This window comes from Parvibaculum sp. (genome assembly GCF_035325945.1).
Taxonomy (GTDB): Bacteria; Pseudomonadota; Alphaproteobacteria; order Parvibaculales; family Parvibaculaceae; genus Parvibaculum.
This window is the reverse complement of sequence record NZ_DAOKYX010000002.1, coordinates 63,356-80,837: the sequence shown is the minus strand read 5'-3', so window position 1 is coordinate 80,837 and position 17,482 is coordinate 63,356. Positions and strand designations below refer to the sequence as shown.

20 protein-coding genes and 1 tRNA gene are annotated in these 17,482 nt (G+C 64.6%); 5 read left to right on the top strand and 16 right to left on the bottom strand.

What is annotated here, in order from left to right; translation table 11 throughout:
- Positions 1–301: 301 nt before the first annotated feature.
- From PKA57_RS02460 to PKA57_RS02450, 3 genes are read left to right on the top strand one after another with little or no spacing between them, the layout of a single operon-like run.
- Positions 302–1,117, top strand: coding sequence for an enoyl-CoA hydratase (locus PKA57_RS02460; RefSeq protein WP_324297342.1), 816 nt, complete (start codon positions 302–304; stop codon positions 1,115–1,117).
- Positions 1,118–1,121: 4 nt separating this feature from the next.
- Positions 1,122–1,544 carry a CoA-binding protein gene (locus PKA57_RS02455; RefSeq protein WP_324297341.1) on the top strand — a complete coding sequence of 141 codons (423 nt, stop codon included), beginning with the start codon at positions 1,122–1,124 and terminating at the stop codon, positions 1,542–1,544.
- A gap of 33 nt (positions 1,545–1,577) precedes the next feature.
- A complete protein-coding gene (locus PKA57_RS02450; RefSeq protein ID WP_324297340.1) occupies positions 1,578–2,852 on the top strand; it encodes an O-acetylhomoserine aminocarboxypropyltransferase in 1,275 nt (424 codons plus the stop codon).
- Between the two features lie 94 nt (positions 2,853–2,946).
- Here PKA57_RS02450 and PKA57_RS02445 read toward each other — a convergent pair whose 3' ends face one another.
- Positions 2,947–4,026: a COX15/CtaA family protein gene (locus tag PKA57_RS02445; RefSeq protein ID WP_324297339.1), complete on the bottom strand. Its 1,080-nt coding sequence runs from the start codon at positions 4,024–4,026 to the stop codon at positions 2,947–2,949.
- A 71-nt stretch (positions 4,027–4,097) separates the two neighbouring features.
- Between PKA57_RS02445 and PKA57_RS02440 the strand changes: the two genes are divergently transcribed.
- Positions 4,098–4,313 (top strand): DUF2842 domain-containing protein, encoded by a 216-nt coding sequence (locus PKA57_RS02440; protein WP_324297338.1) that lies wholly within the window; start codon positions 4,098–4,100, stop codon positions 4,311–4,313.
- Between the two features lie 180 nt (positions 4,314–4,493).
- Here PKA57_RS02440 and PKA57_RS02435 read toward each other — a convergent pair.
- The 7 genes from PKA57_RS02435 to PKA57_RS02405 form a co-directional block, all read right to left on the bottom strand.
- Positions 4,494–4,570 (bottom strand) — tRNA-Pro (locus tag PKA57_RS02435).
- A gap of 136 nt (positions 4,571–4,706) precedes the next feature.
- Entirely contained in the window at positions 4,707–5,177 is a 471-nt protein-coding gene (locus PKA57_RS02430; protein WP_324297337.1) for a MerR family transcriptional regulator, read from the bottom strand.
- 70 nt (positions 5,178–5,247) lie between these two features.
- On the bottom strand, positions 5,248–5,565 hold the full coding sequence (locus PKA57_RS02425; RefSeq protein WP_324297336.1) for an integration host factor subunit alpha: 318 nt from the start codon (positions 5,563–5,565) through the stop codon (positions 5,248–5,250).
- A 126-nt stretch (positions 5,566–5,691) separates the two neighbouring features.
- Positions 5,692–6,669 (bottom strand): beta-ketoacyl-ACP synthase III, encoded by a 978-nt coding sequence (locus tag PKA57_RS02420; RefSeq protein ID WP_324297335.1) that lies wholly within the window; start codon positions 6,667–6,669, stop codon positions 5,692–5,694.
- Positions 6,666–7,751 (bottom strand): phosphate acyltransferase PlsX, encoded by a 1,086-nt coding sequence (plsX, locus tag PKA57_RS02415; RefSeq protein WP_324297334.1) that lies wholly within the window; start codon positions 7,749–7,751, stop codon positions 6,666–6,668. The genes PKA57_RS02420 and plsX overlap by 4 nt, the downstream gene beginning before the upstream one ends.
- A gap of 130 nt (positions 7,752–7,881) precedes the next feature.
- Positions 7,882–8,442, bottom strand: coding sequence for a DUF177 domain-containing protein (locus PKA57_RS02410; RefSeq protein ID WP_324297333.1), 561 nt, complete (start codon positions 8,440–8,442; stop codon positions 7,882–7,884).
- Positions 8,439–8,999 carry a ubiquinol-cytochrome C chaperone family protein gene (locus PKA57_RS02405; protein WP_324297332.1) on the bottom strand — a complete coding sequence of 187 codons (561 nt, stop codon included), beginning with the start codon at positions 8,997–8,999 and terminating at the stop codon, positions 8,439–8,441. Before PKA57_RS02405 ends, PKA57_RS02410 begins: the two co-directional genes overlap by 4 nt.
- A gap of 164 nt (positions 9,000–9,163) precedes the next feature.
- Here PKA57_RS02405 and bamE point away from each other — a divergent pair, with 164 nt between their 5' ends.
- Complete coding sequence (bamE, locus tag PKA57_RS02400) at positions 9,164–9,679, top strand: outer membrane protein assembly factor BamE (RefSeq protein WP_324297331.1); 516 nt, start codon at positions 9,164–9,166, stop codon at positions 9,677–9,679.
- 103 nt (positions 9,680–9,782) lie between these two features.
- Here the strand turns inward: bamE and PKA57_RS02395 are convergent, their stop codons facing one another.
- The 8 genes from PKA57_RS02395 to nrdR form a co-directional block, all read right to left on the bottom strand.
- Positions 9,783–11,897 carry a sodium-translocating pyrophosphatase gene (locus PKA57_RS02395; protein WP_324297330.1) on the bottom strand — a complete coding sequence of 705 codons (2,115 nt, stop codon included), beginning with the start codon at positions 11,895–11,897 and terminating at the stop codon, positions 9,783–9,785.
- A gap of 176 nt (positions 11,898–12,073) precedes the next feature.
- Complete coding sequence (gene thiL, locus PKA57_RS02390; RefSeq protein ID WP_324297329.1) at positions 12,074–13,066, bottom strand: thiamine-phosphate kinase; 993 nt, start codon at positions 13,064–13,066, stop codon at positions 12,074–12,076.
- Positions 13,044–13,559, bottom strand: a complete 516-nt coding sequence (gene nusB / locus PKA57_RS02385) for a transcription antitermination factor NusB (protein WP_324297441.1) — start codon at positions 13,557–13,559, stop codon at positions 13,044–13,046. Before nusB ends, thiL begins: the two co-directional genes overlap by 23 nt.
- 19 nt (positions 13,560–13,578) lie before the next feature.
- Positions 13,579–14,037, bottom strand: a complete 459-nt coding sequence (gene ribH, locus PKA57_RS02380; protein WP_324297328.1) for a 6,7-dimethyl-8-ribityllumazine synthase — start codon at positions 14,035–14,037, stop codon at positions 13,579–13,581.
- Positions 14,034–15,185 carry a 3,4-dihydroxy-2-butanone-4-phosphate synthase gene (gene ribB / locus PKA57_RS02375; RefSeq protein WP_324297440.1) on the bottom strand — a complete coding sequence of 384 codons (1,152 nt, stop codon included), beginning with the start codon at positions 15,183–15,185 and terminating at the stop codon, positions 14,034–14,036. Before ribB ends, ribH begins: the two co-directional genes overlap by 4 nt.
- Before the next feature lie 5 nt (positions 15,186–15,190).
- Positions 15,191–15,817, bottom strand: coding sequence for a riboflavin synthase (locus PKA57_RS02370; RefSeq protein ID WP_324297327.1), 627 nt, complete (start codon positions 15,815–15,817; stop codon positions 15,191–15,193).
- Complete coding sequence (gene ribD / locus PKA57_RS02365; protein ID WP_324297326.1) at positions 15,818–16,927, bottom strand: bifunctional diaminohydroxyphosphoribosylaminopyrimidine deaminase/5-amino-6-(5-phosphoribosylamino)uracil reductase RibD; 1,110 nt, start codon at positions 16,925–16,927, stop codon at positions 15,818–15,820. It abuts the gene before it with no gap.
- A 35-nt stretch (positions 16,928–16,962) separates the two neighbouring features.
- The gene (gene nrdR / locus PKA57_RS02360) at positions 16,963–17,442 is read right to left on the bottom strand and encodes a transcriptional regulator NrdR (protein WP_324297325.1); all 480 of its coding nucleotides are present in this window, start codon (positions 17,440–17,442) and stop codon (positions 16,963–16,965) included.
- Positions 17,443–17,482 lie beyond the last annotated feature (40 nt).

Here is a 17,482-nt window from a genome sequence, read left to right as displayed (position 1 = left end):
CCCACCGCCTCGATGACGTTGAGCCGGCCGCCCTCATGCATTTGCGGGAAGGCGGTATCCATGAACCGCTCTAGCTCCGCGACCGTCATGACGGGTTGAGTTTCGCCAGCCATTCCGCTTCTCCCTGCTGTGAGCCTCTCCGGGCCGCTGCCGTCTCACATACAGATGCGTCCTCGCATGGCCAACCGAAATCTGCCCGCCCGAAGCGCTCGCACTTCTCTCTTGCCTCCCCCCGCATAATCGCCTGCAATCCCCTCAAGGCCCATATGCGGCCATCCAGAAACGAACGAGAGTGCGTCCCATGTCCCAACCGGCGCCCCGGCCCGCCGAACCCATCCTCATCCGCGAGGACCGCGACGGCATCGCCACCCTGACACTCAATCGCGGCCCGCAGCGAAACTCGCTTTCCGAGGCGCTGATGACGGCGCTGATCGACGAGCTTGCCGCCATCGCAACCGATCCATCCGTGCGCGTGGTGGTGCTGGCGGCAAACGGGCCCGCCTTCTCGGCCGGCCACGACCTCAAGGAGCTGACCGCGCATCGCGGCGATCCGGATCGCGGCCGGGAATTCTTCCGCAAGATCATGCAGCAATGCAGCACGCTCATGCAGGCGATCGTGCGCCAGCCCAAGCCCGTCATCGCCCGCGTGCATGGCATCGCGACGGCGGCCGGCTGCCAGCTCGTCGCGAGCTGCGACCTCGCCATCGCCGCCGAGGATGCGCGCTTTGCGACACCCGGCGTCAATATCGGGCTCTTCTGCTCGACCCCCATGGTCGCGCTGTCGCGGAACGTCACGCGCAAGCATGCGATGGAGATGCTGCTCCTCGGCGAAATGATCGACGCGCACCGCGCCGCCGAATTCGGCCTCGTCAATCGCGTCGTGCCCATGGGCGAACTCGATGCGGCGGTCGCGGATTTCGCCTCCAGGATCGCCTCCAAATCGGCGCTCACCGTTTCGATCGGCAAGGAGGCCTTCTACCACCAGCTCGAAAAGGGCCTTTCCGACGCCTATGACTACGCCGCCGAAGTCATGGTGACGAACATGCTCGCCCGCGATGCGGAAGAAGGCATCGGCGCCTTCATCGATAAGCGAGATCCCAAATGGGAGGACCGCTGACCGGATGGACCATCTGACCTACGACCCCGCCTCGCTGCGCGATATCCTGACCTCGACCCGGGTCATCGCGCTGGTCGGCGCCAGCGCGAACCCCGCCCGCGACAGCAACGAGGTCATGCGCTACCTACAGGGCCGGGGCTACCGCGTGATCCCCATCAATCCCGGCCTCGCCGGCAAGACGCTCCATGGCGAGCGCGTTTATGCGACGCTTCGCGACGTTCCCGAGCGGATCGACATGGTGGATATCTTTCGCAATTCGGAAGCGGCGGGCGCCGTCTGCGACGAAGCGATCGAGGTCGGGGCGAAGTTTGTCTGGATGCAACTGGGCGTGATAAACGCCGAGGGAGCAGCGAGGGCTGAAGCCGCCGGTCTCAAGGTGGTGATGGATCGCTGTCCGAAGATCGAAATCCCGCGACTGGGCCTATGAGTTCGTCCGTCGGGCAATCAAAGGGAGAGCCACATGGCTGACTACGGTTTCAATACGCTTGCAGTTCACGCCGGCGCCAAGCCCGACCCGACGACGGGAGCGCGCGCAACGCCGATCTATCAGACGACATCTTTCGTCTTCAACGATGTCGATCACGCGGCATCGCTGTTCGGCCTTCAGGCCTTCGGCAACATCTACACACGCATCACCAACCCCACCTCGGCGGTGCTCGAGGAGCGCGTCGCGGCCCTCGAAGGCGGCACGGCCGCTCTCGCCGTCGCGTCGGGCCATTCGGCGCAGTTTCTCTGCTTCCACACGCTGATGGAGCCGGGCGACCACTTCGTCGCCGCGAGGCAGCTCTATGGCGGCTCCATCACCCAGTTCGGCCACTCGTTCAGGAAGTTCGACTGGAGTGTCGACTGGGCGGACGTCACCGATCCCGCCAATGTGAAGAAGGCGATCGGCCCGAAGACGAAGGCCGTCTTCATCGAGAGCATCGCCAATCCGGGCGGCATCATCGTCGACATCGCGGCGATTGCGGCGATCGCGCATGAGGCGGGCATTCCGCTCATCGTCGACAATACCTTCGCCTCGCCCTATCTCATCCGTCCGATCGAGCACGGCGCCGATATCGTTGTTCATTCGGCGACGAAGTTCCTCGGCGGCCATGGCAACTCGATGGGCGGCATCATCGTCGATGCGGGCAAGTTCGACTGGTCGAAGAGCGGCCGCTACAAGACGCTCTCCGAGCCCTGCGAGTCCTATCACGGCCTCAAGATCCACGAGACTTTCGGCAACATGGCGTTTGCGATCGCCTGCCGCGTGCTCGGCCTGCGCGACCTGGGACCGTCGATCTCGCCTTTCAACGCCTTCCAGATCCTGACCGGCATTGAAACCCTGCCGCTGCGCATGCAGCGCCATTCGGACTCGGCTCTCAAGGTCGCCAAGTTCCTCAAGAACCATCCCAAGGTGACCTGGGTCAACTATGCCGGCCTCGAAGACGATCCCTGCTACCGCCTTCAGCAGAAATATTCTCCGAAGGGCGCGGGCGCCGTCTTCACCTTCGGCGTCAAGGGCGGGTATGACGCGGGCGTGAAGCTCGTCGATTCCGTGAAGCTCTTCTCGCACCTCGCCAATGTCGGCGACACGCGGAGCCTCATCATTCACCCCTCATCGACCACGCACCGCCAGCTCACCGAAGAGCAGCAGATCGCGGCGGGCGCTGGCCCCGATGTCGTGCGTCTCTCGGTCGGCCTCGAGGACGTCGAAGACATCATCGCCGATCTCGATCAGGCGCTGAACGCCTGATCCGCAACTCGCAGGCAAGCCTCTCCTTGGGCAGTTTCATCGTTTCGCAGAACGGTGAAGCTGCCCAAATCTTTTGTGCGGTGTGTTGAGGCTCTCAGCTCTGCTGACGGATTTCGCGCAGCCTGTGCGCATGGACGAGCGCAAGCGTGAGCACGACGAGCGCGCCGGCCTGATGCGCCGCGCCAAGCGGTATCGGCACCGCCCAGAGCAGCGTCCAGATGCCGAGCCCGATCTGCGCCATGACGGCGAGGGCAAGCCATGTCGCGCTGCGCCGGGCCTCGGCGAAGGGCCGCGCCGCATGCCAGTGCCAGAGCGCAAGAATGGCGACGAGATAGGCAACCATGCGGTGATCGAACTGCACGGTCAGCATGCTCTCGAAGAAATTGATCCACCACGGCTCATGCGCGAAAAGCCCCGAAGGGATGAAGCGCCCCTCCATGAGCGGCCAGGTGTTGTAGATATAGCCGGCCTTGAGCCCGGCCACGAAGGCGCCAAGCAGCATCTGCAGAAAGACGAGGCCAACAAGGCCATAGGCAGCGCGTCGGAGGCCCGTGCTCACGACAATGGGCGCGCGCTCGCGCCAGAGCCCGAGGGCCGTCCAGAACATGTAGGCATAGATCAGCGTCGCAAGACCGAGATGCGCGGTCAGCCGGTACTGGCTCACATCGACCCGGTGCGTGAGGCCGCTCTTCACCATCCACCATCCGAGCGCGCCCTGAAGGCCGCCCAGAACGAACATGATGGCGAGCCGCGGCGCGAGCGCGCGCTCTACGCGGCGCGTCGCAATGAACCAGAGAAACGGCAGCAGGAATGCGAAGCCGATCAGCCGCCCGAGCAGCCTGTGGCCCCACTCCCACCAGAAGATCGTCTTGAACTCGTCGAGCGTCATGCCCTTGTTGACGAATTCATATTGCGGGATCTGCTGATACTTCTGGAAGGCGTCGGCCCAGGCCGCTTCGCTCATCGGCGGCAGCGCGCCCATGACAGGCTTCCATTCGGTGATGGAGAGGCCCGATTCGGTAAGCCGCGTAAGCCCGCCGACGATCACCATTGCGAAAACGAGCCCCGCAACGCCGAAGAGCCACCAGGCGATCTGGCGCCGGGCCGCGATCTGGCGATCGGAGGCGCTGCCCAATCCCCGATCCGGAGTTCCGGTCTGAACGCTCACCGCCATGTGCGCCCCCTTTGCCGATCGAAGCGGAATGCCTTATCAGAGCACCACACGCCCAGCGACCGGAGATCGAGATGCCCCGCCTGCCCATTCGCGTTCGCAAGCTCATCGGTACCGTGGTGCTTTTGGTCTTTCTTACGCTTTACTCGTTCCTGATCATGACGATCGCCGTCAGCGGCCATCTGCCCGATCACGGTCTGGTGCAGTTCTTCTACTATCTGATTGCGGGCGTCGCCTGGGCGTTTCCGGCCCGCTACCTCATGATCTGGATGCTGCGTCCCGACGAATGAGCGCCGGCGTCGCGCTCAGAAGAAGTGGCCGGTCTGCGCCTTGTTCAGAGCCGCGATGACGACGAGCATGATGAGGATGGGAAGGATGGTCAGCATGGCACTCTCCATTGACGCCATTATGCGGCCGCTCGACTGCGCCCCGCCGGGGGCATAGGCCGCCACGACGGACCGCCAGGTAAATGGTCGGAGCGGCCGGATTTGAACCGACGACCCCTTGTCCCCCAGACAAGTGCGCTACCGGGCTGCGCTACGCTCCGACTGAACCGGTATGGAAAGGCCGTGCCCTTCCGAAGGCGCGCGGAATATAGACGTCACATCCCGAACGGGCAACGCCTCAATCTCGCTTTTTCAAAGGCTTTTTCGTCCTGCGCGGGGCGCGCGCGGCGCGGAGGTTCAGTTCTCCTCCTCGTCGCTCTCCCACAGCGTCTCGTCGACCTCATCCTTGAGCGCGATGAGCTCGTTGAGAATCGCATCGAGCGTCTCGCGCGCCCCCGAATCGAGCGTGGCGCCGCCTTCCTCGTCGCGCTCCCGCCGCTCGCCGCGCTTCACGGCCTCACGGGCGCGCTCGGCAAGCGAGGCATCGACCGTGCCCTTGCCGGTCTCGCTCACGAACTTCACGCCCTGTTCGCGAAAGACCTTCTGCACGCCCTTGATGGTGTAGCCGTCATTGTAGAGAAGCGCCCGCACGCCGCGCAGAAGATCGACATCTTCCGGGCGATAATAGCGCCGTCCTCCGCCGCGCTTCAGCGGGCGGATTTGTGTGAATTTGCTCTCCCAGAATCGCAGCACATGCTGCGGAACATCCAGTTCCGCAGCGACCTCGCTGATAGTCCGGAATGCGTCAGGCGATTTTTGTACAGACAAACCAGATCCCTGCTGCCGCTCCTCAACCCGATCTCTCAATGTCGATCCGATCAAGATAGCGCCTCAGGCCCTAATCGGCCGCAGCGGCCTTGCCGCTCAGCGCCGCATTGATGCGTTCCTTGAGCACGTGGCTCGGACGGAAAACCAGAACCCGCCTCGGCTTGATCGGAACTTCCTCACCCGTCTTCGGATTGCGCCCCATGCGTCCGCCCTTCTGGCGCACCGAGAAGGAGCCGAACGACGACAGCTTCACCGTATCGCCCGTGGCAAGGCAATCGGAAAGCTGCTGAAGCACCAATTCGACCAGTTCCGCGGATTCGTTTCGAGAAAGGCCGACTTCCTGATAGACGGCTTCGCTCAGATGCGCCCGCGTGACCGTATCCCCCATGGCTTCCTACCTCCAAGTTCCCTGCGAAGCCTATTGCGGGGCGCGAAACCCGTCAATATTCAAAGGGATGGCTGAGTTTTCTCAAGGCCGGAATACGGCGGATTGCGCAAGGTTCGGTGGCTGCGCTCACCAGCGCAAAAGCACGGATCCCCAGGTGAAACCACCGCCCATCGCCTCGAGAAGCACGAGATCGCCCCGCTTGATTCGCCCGTCCCTGACCGCCGTGTCGAGCGCCAGCGGCACGGAAGCGGCCGACGTGTTGCCATGCTGGCCGACGGTTATGACGACCTTCTCCGGCGGCAGGCCGATGCGCTTGGCGGTTCCGTCGAGGATTCGCTTGTTCGCCTGATGAGGCACGAACCAGTCGATATCGGCGGCCTTGAGCCCCGTCGCTTCCAGAGCCTCGTTGATCGTGTCTGAGATATTGATGACGGCGTGGCGGAACACCTCGCGCCCTTCCATGCGGACATGGCCGACCGTGCCCGTCGATGACGGCCCGCCATCGACATAGAGCTTTTCCTTGTAGCGCCCGTCGGAATGGAGATGCGAGGTGAGAATGCCCCTGTCGGCCGTCGTCCCCTCGCCCTCGGCCGCGCGCAGCACGACCGCGCCCGCCCCGTCGCCGAAGAGCACGCATGTCGTCCGGTCGGTCCAGTCGAGCAGCCTCGAGAATGTCTCCGCGCCGATGACGAGAACGGTTTTCGCCTGGCCGCAGCGGATGAACGTATCGGCGATGCTGAGCGCATAGACGAAGCCGGAACAGACCGCCTGCACGTCGAAGGCCGCGCCATGATGCAGGCCAAGCTCCGCCTGCACGGTCACGGCGGTCGCCGGAAACGTGTTGTCCGCCGTCGTCGTCGCGAGAACGATCATGTCGATCTCCTGCGCGTCGATCTTGGCATCGGCAATGGCGGCGCGCGCCGCCTTCAGGGCCAGATGCGAGGTGAGTTCGCCCTCGGCCGCGATGTGGCGCTCGTGAATGCCCGTGCGCTCGACGATCCACTCATCGGTCGTATCGACCATTTTGGCGAGATCGTCATTGGTGACCCGCCGCTCCGGCAGATAGCTGCCGCAGCCCATGACAACACTACGAATGACACTCACAGTATTACAGCCTCGGATTCTTCGTTGATCTGTGTTTGCGCGCGCCGCTGGGCCACCTGCTCCAGCCCGTCCAATGCCTCGAGATCGGCGACGATCTTCTTGAGCAGATCCGCCGAGGCGACATCGACCGCAACGTCGATGGCGGATGCGAAGCCTTGCGCATCCGTTCCGCCGTGACTTTTCACGACGAGGCCATTCAATCCGAGGAAGAGCGCACCGTTGGACGAGCGCGGGTCGAGCTTCTTCGCCAGTGCGCGGAAAGCGCCCTGCGCGAAGAGATAGCCGAGCCGCGAAATCCATGAACGCGAAATCGCATCGCGCAGATAGGAGGCGACCTGGCGCGCCGTGCCTTCCGCAGTCTTGAGCGCGATATTGCCGGTGAAGCCATCCGTCACGATGACATCGACGGTACCCTTGCCGAGGTCGTCGCCTTCGACGAAGCCGTGAAAGCGGATCGGCAGATTAGCCTCGCGCAGGATCTGCGCGGCCTCCTTCACCTGCTCGGTTCCCTTGACCTCCTCCTCGCCGATATTGAGGAGGCCGACCGTCGGCTTGTCGACGCCGAGGATCACGCGCGCATAGGCTTCACCCATCACCGCGAACTGCACGAGCTGGAAGGCGTCGGGCCCGATCGTCGCGCCCACATCGAGCACGACGCTCTCGCCGCGCATTGTCGGCCAGAGCGCAGCGAGCGCGGGCCGCTCGACATGCGGCATGGTCCGCAGAACCACCTTCGACATCGCCATCAGCGCGCCGGTATTTCCTGCCGACACGGCGGCCTGCGCCTTGCCCGTTTTCACCGCGTCGATAGCGAGCCACATGCTGCTCGTCTTTCGCCCGCGCCGGAGCGCCTGGCTCGGCTTGTCCGTCATGGCGACGGACACATCCGTGTGAACGATCTCGCTCACGGCGGCGACGCGCGGATGCGCATCGAGCACCGGGCGCATCTTCGCTTCGTCGCCATAGATGAGAAACCGAACATCGGGATGGCGGACAGAGGCCATGTCGGCCCCGCCGATCACCGTCTCGGGACCGTGATCGCCGCCCATCCCGTCCAGCGCTACCGTGAGTCCAAGCGTCACAATGCCCCTTCTCCTTCCCGCCGCTTCGCGTCTTCGCGCGCGGCGCTGAATTCCCCGTCAGCCGCGCCCCGAAGATACAGGGTTGAAGCCCCCAGACAATATTCTCGTATCGGCCCGAGACGCGGCCCCATCAATCATTTTTCTTGAGTTTTTCGAGCACGGCAAAGGGATTCGGGCGGACTTCCTCAACCTCTCCCTCGTCCGAAACCACTTCCTCGAAGACCGCGCCTTGCTTTCGCGGATAGGGATCGAGCGAAAGCGCAAGCTGTTCCGCCAATACTTCCCCGACGTCAATATGATTGCCGGACATGGCCTCGGGCGGCTCGTCGCTCTCCGGATCGATGACGATCTCGCGCTCCGAACCCGGAGCGCCCGCATCCGCCTCAAGATATTCGGCAGGCAGAAAATGAACCTTGAAGCGCTCCGTCAGGCGGGCCTCGACCGGCTCGAGGCTGACGACGCAGGCCTGAACGACATCGGCCTCGAATCGCCCTTCCAGCGCATAGCCGATCCGGCGCCACGGACGGAGCGTCCCCGTTCCCTTGAACGAGCGAAGCTCGATGAGGTCGAATCGCGCCGCGAGCCCGCGCCTCTGTTCCTCATCCGCCTCGAAGGCGATTTCGCGGCCCTGCGGCGGCACGTCCGAAAGCGGGATGACGATATGAAATTCCGGGGCCATGTCGGTGCTCAACTGACGCTCCTGTTTTCCTCGACCGGCACTACGGGAAAGCGGATCGCGCCGGCCAGTATCGTGTCGGCCTCCTGCGTGGCGAGCGCGCCATCCGCGAGACGCAGATAATTCGCCACCGCGCTCACCTGCGTCGCCGAGGGCTCCGCCATCGCGAAGAGATTGCGCTTCAGCGCCGCGTCGAGAACGCCGGGTTTTTCGGCGTCGAGCCCTTCGTCATAGGCCGCGATGCGGCCATAGAAAGCGGCCGCCATTCCCTTGATCTTCTTGCCGACGGAAAGGTCGCCGACGCCGATCTCGCGCAGCGTCTGGTCCATGTCGTCGAACATGATGTCGAAGACCCGCTGGCCGACCTCTCTGGCCGGGTCGCCCAGCGCCTTCATCCGCCGCAGAACCAGAAAGGCATGCAGCATGACCATCTCGAAGCGCCCTTCGAGCGTGTCCGGCACGCCGCCATCGAGATAGAACCAGGGCTGGCGGGCCTGCGCGACCAGCGCATTATAAATCGCATAGGGCCCTTCGTCCCTATCCGTGCGGCCGAAAATCCTTTTCCATATCATGTCTTGCCTCCGCCGGGCGGGGTGCGCGGCCAGGCTCTGCTTACAGAAGCCGATTGAATTTAGCCAGCGACAAGGGTAGGTCAATCTAGGGCCTGTAGCCCTCTCGCCCCCTGGCGAAGCGGGAAACGGGCCCATGCATTCATGGGCCAGGAGGATTCTCCCATATGACTTCCCAACGTCTGCGGCGCCATGCCGGAATCCTGGTCGCCGTGGCCTCCCTGTCGGTCGCCGGCCTCGCGCTGGCCGGTTGCTCGCCGGTCGTCGAACAGCGCGGCTATGTGCTCAACGAGAAAGACCTGAAGAGGATCAAGCCCGGCCAGACCACGAAGGAGGAGGTCCGGGAATATATGGGCTCGCCCTCCACCGAGTCGCCGCTCGGCGGCCCTCATCACGACGCCTATTACTACATCTCGAGCACCTTCGAGACCGACACCTTCTACCCGCCCGAGGAAGTGGACCGCACCGTCGTCGCCGTCTATTTCGACAAGCAGGGCGTCGCCCAGCAGGTCGCCTATTACGGTCTTCAGGACGGCCAGATCGTCGACTTCCAGACGCGCACGACCCCGTCGCGCGGCAAGGAGCTGACGGTCCTCGGCCAGCTCTTCAGCAATCTCGGCCGCTTCAACAAGGCGAACGACAAGAGGAACACCGGCCCCGTTCCCGGCCGCCCCGGCGGCTGAGGCAGCCCCTCCTCCAGACACGCGCCGCGCGGCGCAAACCAACCCAAACAAAAAAAGGCCCCGCGAATTTCGCGGGGCCTTCTGTTTTCGGATCGCTTTCCGATCAGTGCGCGAGCACCGCGAGAAGCAGCAGCGCCACGATGTTCGTGATCTTGATCATCGGGTTCACCGCCGGGCCGGCCGTATCCTTGTAGGGATCGCCGACCGTGTCGCCGGTCACCGCCGACTTGTGGGCTTCCGAGCCCTTGCCGCCGAAGTGGCCGTCCTCGATGTACTTCTTCGCGTTGTCCCACGCGCCGCCGCCCGACGTCATCGAGAGCGCGACGAAGAGGCCCGTCACGATCACGCCGAGAAGCATGGCGCCGACGGCCGAGAAAGCCTCGGACTTGCCGGCGATCGCCTGCACGAAGAAGAAGAGAACGATCGGCGACAGCACCGGAAGGAGCGACGGAATGACCATCTCCTTGATCGCCGCCTTGGTCAGCATGTCCACGGCGCGGGCATAGTCGGGCTTCGAAGTGCCCTTCATGATGCCCGGATCAGCCTTGAACTGGCGACGCACTTCTTCCACGACCGAGCCTGCCGCGCGGCCCACGGCCGTCATGCCCATCGAACCGAAGAGATAGGGCAGAAGGCCGCCGATGAAGAGGCCGATCACCACATAGGGGTTCGAGAGCGAGAAGTTCGCCGTCACGCCGACGAAGTAGGGATAGGTTTCCGGCGAAGCCGAGAAGTAGTTGAGGTCCTGCGTATAGGCGGCGAAGAGCACGAGCGCGCCGAGGCCCGCCGAGCCGATCGCATAACCCTTGGTGACCGCCTTCGTCGTGTTGCCCACGGCGTCGAGCGCGTCGGTGGTCTTGCGGACCGAGGCCGGAAGATCGGCCATTTCCGCGATGCCGCCCGCATTGTCCGTCACCGGGCCGAAGGCGTCGAGCGCGACGACCATGCCGGCGAGCGCCAGCATCGTGGTGACCGCGATGGCGATGCCGAAGAGGCCGGCCAGCGCGTAGGTGACGAGGATGCCGCCGACGATGATGATCGCGGGCAGAGCCGTCGCTTCCATCGAGATCGCCAGACCCTGAATGACGTTCGTGCCATGGCCCGTGACCGAGGCGGAGGCGATGCTCTTCACGGGGCGGTAGTCGACGCCCGTGTAGTACTCCGTCACCCAGACGATGAGGCCCGTGACGACGAGGCCCACCACGCCGCAGATATAGAGGCTCTGGCCGGTGAAGCTGAGATCGCCGACCGTGAGTTCCGTCTGGAAGCCGACGATCTTGTCGGTCACGAACCAGAGCGCGACGAGCGACAGCAGCGCCGAGGCGACGAAGCCCTTGTAGAGCGCATTCATGATGTTGTTGCTCTTGCCGAGCCGCACGAAGAACACGCCGAGGATCGACGTCACGATGCACGCGCCGCCGATGGCCAGCGGATAGGTCATCATGTTCGCCGTCACGTCGCCCACGAAGAAGATCGAGGCGAGCACCATGGTCGCGACCAGCGTCACCGCATAGGTCTCGAAGAGGTCGGCCGCCATGCCCGCGCAGTCGCCGACGTTGTCGCCGACGTTGTCGGCGATCGTCGCCGGGTTGCGCGGATCGTCCTCGGGAATGCCGGCTTCGACCTTGCCGACGAGATCGCCGCCGACGTCGGCGCCCTTGGTGAAGATGCCGCCGCCGAGACGGGCGAAGATCGAGATCAGCGAAGCGCCGAAACCGAGCGCGACGAGCGCGTCGATCACTTCGCGCGAATTGGCTTCATAGCCGAGATAGCCGACGAGCACGGCGAAATAGACCGCGACCGCGAGAAGCGCGAGGCCCGCCACCAGCATGCCGGTGACCGTGCCCGCGCGGAACGCGATGGAAAGTCCAGCCGCGAGGCTCTTGCTGGAAGCCTGCGTCGTGCGCACGTTCGCGCGCACCGACACGAGCATGCCGATATAGCCGGCCGCGCCGGACAGCGCCGCGCCGACCAGGAAGCCGATGCCGACCTTGAGGCCCAGCAGCCAGGAGATCACCACGAAGATGACCGCGCCGACGATGCCGATGGTTGTGTACTGACGGTTCAGGTAAGCGCCCGCGCCTTCCTGGATCGCCGCAGCGATCTCCTGCATGCGCGCGTTGCCCGCATCCGCCGACAGCACGGAACGCCCCGCGAATATGCCGTACAGAATTGCGAGTCCGCCGCAGCCTATGATTGCCCACAGTGCGTTGCTCATTGTTTTTTCCTTGATTTCCTTGAACTGGATATCGTGCGGGAAATTGGACTCGAATCCGGGTTCATCCGGCTCAGTCCCCCCTCCGGAAGCAGAATGCCGCGGAAGATGCCAAATGCCGGCATGGAAAGCAACTGAACGTAACTATTTGGAAGGGTTTCGGAAAAGTTGAATCGGCGTCAGAAATGGCGGAAACCGGCCCGCTTCAGACTGAGCTTCTGTCCGTGAACGTCCACGGCGGCGATGCCTTCGCCCGCCGGCCGGATCTCTCCGATCCGGGTCACGGGCACTTGCGCGGACGCTGCGATTTCCGCGATTTCGCCCGCCGCCTCCGGCGATGCCGCAAAGAGAAGCTCGTAATCGTCGCCTCCGCCCAGCACCGTCTCGATCAGGCCCGGGCGAGCCTCCAGCACGCGGCGCGCGGCCGCTGAAAGCGGCAGGCGCTCCACCTCCACCCGCGCCCCCACTCCCGAAACGGCACACATATGCCCGAGATCGGCCATCAGCCCGTCCGAAACGTCGAGCGCCGCATGGGCAAGCTCACCCAGGCGCAGGCCGACGCCGAGGCGCGGTTCCGGCAGACGGTAGCGCTGGACGAGAGCGGCGCTCTCCGCTTCCTCGAGAAAGCCAAGCTCGCCTCGTGCGGCAAGCAGGCCGAGCGCGCCATCCCCCACCGTCCCGGTGAGGTAGAGCGCATCGCCCGGCCGCGCGCCGCCGCGCCGGATCATCCGGCCGCTCGGCACCTCGCCAATGGCCGTCAGCGAAAAGGAGAGCGGACCCGGCGCCGAAACCGTATCGCCTCCCCAGAGCGAAATGCCGAACTCCGCCTGATCGAGGCGAAGCCCCTCGGCAAACGCCTCCATCCAAGAGAGCGGTGTATCGGGCCGCCAGGAGGTCACGAGAAGATAGCCGCGCGGGGTCGCGCCCTTGGCTGCAAGGTCCGACAGGTTCACACGCAGAAGCTTCCGCGCCACGTTGCCGGCCGGATCGCCGGGCAGGAAGTGTACGCCCTCGACAATGGCGTCGACCGTCAGCACCGTCTCCATGCCGGGTGTCGGCGCGAAGACGGCCGCATCGTCTGTGAGGCCCAGCGCGCCCGGGGCGCCGGCCGCGAGCGGCGCGAAAAGCTTTTCGATCAGGCTGAATTCGTCAGGACGATCCGGCGCCGGCATCGCCCGCTCCGCGCGGCTTGCGCAAGCTCGCGCCGAGCTTGTCGAGCACCGCATTGACGACGCCGGGCTCATCCCCCTCGAAGAAGGCGTGCGCGACATCGACATATTCGTTGATGACCACCTTCACCGGAATGTCCTTGCAGCGCCTGAGTTCATAGGCGCCCGCGCGCAGGATGGCGCGCAGCGTCGCGTCGATGCGGGCGAGCGTCCAGCCCCGCGCGAGCGCGCCGTTGATGGCGACGTCCACATCGCGCTGCTCGCGCACGACGCCGCGGATGATGTCCTCGAAATGTGCCTCGTCCGCTCGCGCATAGACAGAGCCCTCGATCTCCTGACCGAAGCGATGCTCGATGAACTCCTCGACGATGTCGTCGAGCGGCGTGCCCGCCACGTCCATCTGGTAGAGCGCCTGAACGGCACCGAGGCGCGCTGCGCTGCGCGCGTTCGTGTCGAATTTCCCGCTTTCCGGAACAGGCGGTTCAGCCGCGGCCATCATTTGCCTGCACCCTGCATCACGCGCCCATCTTGCGCTTGAGATCGATCATGTCGAGGCAGGCGGCCGCAGCCCCCCCGCCCTTGTTCTTTTCATTGACCCGGGCGCGGGCCAGCGCCTGCGCCTCGTTCTCGACCGTCTGAATGCCGTTGCCGAGGGCGAGCGAGCGTTCAACCGCAAGGTCCATCAGCGCCCGCGCGGACTCGTTCGAGACGATGTCGTAATGCGTCGTCTCGCCGCGAATGACGCAGCCCAGAACGACGAACCCGTCGATCCGCTTCGTCACGCCGCCATGCGCCATCGCATCGAGCGCGAATTTCACCGCGGCGGGAATTTCCAGAACGCCCGGCACCTGGATGCGCTCCCAGGTCGCGCCCCTCCCCTCGATCTCGGCGATGGCGCCACGCGCCAGTTCGTCGGCGAGATGCTCGTAGAATCGCGCCTCGACAATCAGCACATGGGCCTTGGTGGTCTTCAAGATGCGATCTCCTTCGCCTTCTTCTCGCTCGATGCGCGCTTTGCGGAACTGATCGGCCGCTGGCCGACGATCTTCAATCCATAACCGTCGAGGCCGACGATGCTGCGATCCGTGTCGGAGAGAAGGACCATGTCCCTCACGCCGAGATCAAGCAGGATCTGCGCGCCAACGCCATATTCGCGCAGACGCCGCGGCATGCGCTGCTCCACATTCTCGCCCTTGCGCAAGAGAAGATCGGAAACGACGGTCGCCGTCGTATCGCGGATGATGACGATGACGCCGCGCCCTTCTTCCGAAATGATCTGCATCGCGTCCTTGACGAGATCGGACCGCGATCCGGCCGCGCCGAGAATATCGTCGAACACGTTCATCGCATGCATGCGCACGAGCACGGGCTCGGGCGTCGAGATGTCGCCCTTCACCAGCGCGATGTGCTCGGCATATTCGACCGTGTTCAGATAGACCATCATCTTGAAGTCGCCGCCGAACTTGCTTTCGAGCTCGGTTTCGATGGCGCGATGGATGAAATGATCGTAGCGGCGGCGATAGGCGATGAGATCGGCGATGGTCGCGATCTTGAGCCCGTGAAGCTGCGCGAACTGCACGAGATCGGGCAGGCGCGCCATCGTGCCGTCATCGTTCATGATCTCGCAGATGACGCCTGCGGGATAGAGCCCGGCGAGGCGCGCGATATCGACCGCAGCCTCGGTGTGTCCGGCGCGAACGAGCACGCCGCCATCCTTGGCGACGAGCGGGAAGACGTGACCCGGCGAGACGATGTCGTTCGGCCCCTTGGTCGGGTCGATGGCGACGGACACGGTATGCGCGCGGTCATGCGCGGAAATGCCCGTCGAGATGCCCTCGCGCGCCTCGATGGAGACGGTGAAGGCCGTCTGGTTCCGCGACTGGTTGTTCTGCGACATGAATTGCAGATTGAGCTGCTTCGCCCGGTCGGCCGTCAGCGTGAGGCACACGAGGCCGCGGCCGTACTTCGCCATGAAGTTGACGGCCTCCGGCGTACACATCTGCGCGGGGATGACGAGATCCCCTTCGTTCTCGCGATCCTCGGCATCGACAAGAATGAACATCTTGCCGTTACGGGCGTCCTCGATGACCTCTTCGATAGACGAGAGATATTCCTTGTACACGATGCTCAATCCTTCTCTGCCAGCCGGGCGACATACCTGGCCAGCATGTCGATTTCAAGATTAACGGCATCCCCGCACTTTGCTTGCCCCCAGGTCGTCACCGCCTGGGTGTGGGGGATGATATTGACGCCGAACCGCGTGCGGCCCGCATTGGAGCCCTCGCGCATGTCCTCGACCTCGTTGACGGTAAGCGATGTTCCGTCGATCGTCACCGATCCCTTGGGCGCGATGAAGCGACCGAGCGCGGCGGGCGCCTCGAAGGTGAAGCGCATGGAATCGCCATCCGGGCGCATCTCTACGATCTCGCCCACGCCATCGACATGGCCGCTCACGATGTGGCCGCCAAGCTCGTCGCCCGCCTTCAGCGCACGTTCGAGATTGATGGGCGTTCCCGCTTCCCAGCGGCCGAGCGTCGTGCAGGCGAGCGTCTCGGCCGAGGCATCGACCGAGAACCAGCCCTTCCCGTCCGCCCGTCCCTTCTCGACGACGGTGAGGCAGCAGCCCGAGCACGCGATCGACGCGCCGATGGCGATGCCGTCCGGATCATAGCTGGTCTCGATCACGAAGCGCGTGTCGCCGCGCCGTTCGACCGATTTGATGCGTCCCACATCCGTGACGATACCGGTAAACATTCAGTTCCGAACCACATAGCTGGAGAGAGTGTCGTCGCCGAGCGACTGGGTTTCCTTGAGGACGAGCGAAGGCGCCTTGCCCAGCGTATCGACGCCGAGCGAGGCGATGCCGCTTGTGCCGTCGCCGCCGATGATCCGCGGCGCGCAGAACCACTCGATGCGATCGACGCGGTGAGCGCGAATGAGCGAGGCGGCAAGCCGCGCCCCGCCCTCGACGAGGAGGCGCGTGATGCCGCGTTCGCCCAGAAGGCCGAGCGCCTTCTGCATGTCCATATGCTCATCGGCGCCCTTCGGCACGTCGATGAGTTCGACGCCGCATTCCTCGAAGGCCGCGCGCCGCGCCGCGTCTCCGCCCGCCATCGTCAGCAGCCAGACGGGCGCGCCCGCGCGCGCATCGCGCACGAGCTTCGATGTCAGCGGCAGGCGAAGCCGTCCATCGGCGACGATGCGGATGGGCGAGCGATCCTCGAGGCCGGGCAAGCGGCAATCGAGCATGGGATCGTCGACGATGGCGGTTGCGCTGCCGACCATGATCGCGTCATGCGTCGCGCGCAGGAGATGGCCGCGCGCGCGCGCCGCCTCGCCCGTGATCCACCGGCTGTGGCCCGAATGGGTAGCGGTCTTGCCGTCGGCCGATGTCGCGAGCTTCAGCGTGACCAGCGGGCGGCCATCCATGACCTTGAGGAAGAAACCCTGATTGAGGGCGCGCGCCTCGGCCTCGAGCACATTCTCGATGACCTCGACGCCCGCCTCGCGGAGCATGGCATAGCCCTTCCCGGCAACACGCGGGTCGGGGTCGGAAACGGCGCCGACCACGCGGGCGACACCCGCCTCGATCAGCGCGCCCGCGCAGGGCGGGGTCCGGCCATGATGGGCGCAGGGTTCCAGCGTGACATAGGCGGTGGCGCCGCGCGCGGCTTCTCCGGCCCTCGCAAGCGCCTCAGTCTCGGCATGGGGCCGGCCGCCCTTCTGCGTCCAGCCGCGCCCTACGACGACGCCATCCCTGACGATGAGGCAGCCCACGGCCGGGTTGGGCGCGACGATGCCCAGTCCCCGCTCGGCGAGGCTGAGCGCCATTTTCATGAAGTCGCTATCCGTGGCTCGCGCCATCCCGCATCCCAAAACTGATCTTGGGGCGAGTGGCTTCAGCGGTCGTCGTCGATCTCGTCGCGACCCGGGCCGCTGAGTTCGCCCAGAAATTCCTCGAAATCCTTAGCCTCGCGGAAATTCTTGTAAACCGATGCGAAGCGGACATACGCGACGGCATCCAGAGAGCTAAGGCCTTCCATCACGAGCCGCCCGATCACCGCCGAGGGGATCTCGCTTTCGCCCATGCTCTCGAGCCGGCGTACGATGCCGCTCACCATACGCTCAATGCGGTCTTGCTCAACAGGGCGTTTGCGCATCGCGATTTGCACGGAACGCATGAGTTTATCGCGGTCGAAGGGCACCCGCCGGCCGTTCGCCTTGATGATGGTCAGCTCGCGAAGCTGCACGCGCTCGAAGGTCGTGAACCGCCCCCCGCAGGCGGCGCAGAAGCGCCGCCGTCTGATCGCGGTATTGTCCTCCGTGGGACGTGAGTCCTTCACCTGCGTGTCTTCATTGCCGCAATATGGACAACGCATCCCCTCTAGCCCCCAATTCCTTCAATTCGCCCTGATGATT

What these genes read in the sequence shown, in the direction of transcription:
- PKA57_RS02460 (WP_324297342.1), top strand. Translation starts at nt 302, where the DNA reads ATGTCCCAACCGGCGCCCCGGCCCGCCGAACCCATCCTCATCCGCGAG.
- PKA57_RS02455 (WP_324297341.1), top strand. Translation starts at nt 1,122, where the DNA reads ATGGACCATCTGACCTACGACCCCGCCTCGCTGCGCGATATCCTGACC.
- PKA57_RS02450 (WP_324297340.1), top strand. Translation starts at nt 1,578, where the DNA reads ATGGCTGACTACGGTTTCAATACGCTTGCAGTTCACGCCGGCGCCAAG.
- PKA57_RS02445 (WP_324297339.1), bottom strand. Translation starts at nt 4,026, where the DNA reads ATGGCGGTGAGCGTTCAGACCGGAACTCCGGATCGGGGATTGGGCAGC.
- PKA57_RS02440 (WP_324297338.1), top strand. Translation starts at nt 4,098, where the DNA reads ATGCCCCGCCTGCCCATTCGCGTTCGCAAGCTCATCGGTACCGTGGTG.
- PKA57_RS02425 (WP_324297336.1), bottom strand. Translation starts at nt 5,565, where the DNA reads ATGGGGGATACGGTCACGCGGGCGCATCTGAGCGAAGCCGTCTATCAG.
- PKA57_RS02405 (WP_324297332.1), bottom strand. Translation starts at nt 8,999, where the DNA reads ATGATATGGAAAAGGATTTTCGGCCGCACGGATAGGGACGAAGGGCCC.
- bamE (WP_324297331.1), top strand. Translation starts at nt 9,164, where the DNA reads ATGACTTCCCAACGTCTGCGGCGCCATGCCGGAATCCTGGTCGCCGTG.
- PKA57_RS02395 (WP_324297330.1), bottom strand. Translation starts at nt 11,897, where the DNA reads ATGAGCAACGCACTGTGGGCAATCATAGGCTGCGGCGGACTCGCAATT.
- thiL (WP_324297329.1), bottom strand. Translation starts at nt 13,066, where the DNA reads ATGCCGGCGCCGGATCGTCCTGACGAATTCAGCCTGATCGAAAAGCTT.
- nusB (WP_324297441.1), bottom strand. Translation starts at nt 13,559, where the DNA reads ATGGCCGCGGCTGAACCGCCTGTTCCGGAAAGCGGGAAATTCGACACG.
- PKA57_RS02370 (WP_324297327.1), bottom strand. Translation starts at nt 15,817, where the DNA reads ATGTTTACCGGTATCGTCACGGATGTGGGACGCATCAAATCGGTCGAA.
- ribD (WP_324297326.1), bottom strand. Translation starts at nt 16,927, where the DNA reads ATGGCGCGAGCCACGGATAGCGACTTCATGAAAATGGCGCTCAGCCTC.
- nrdR (WP_324297325.1), bottom strand. Translation starts at nt 17,442, where the DNA reads ATGCGTTGTCCATATTGCGGCAATGAAGACACGCAGGTGAAGGACTCA.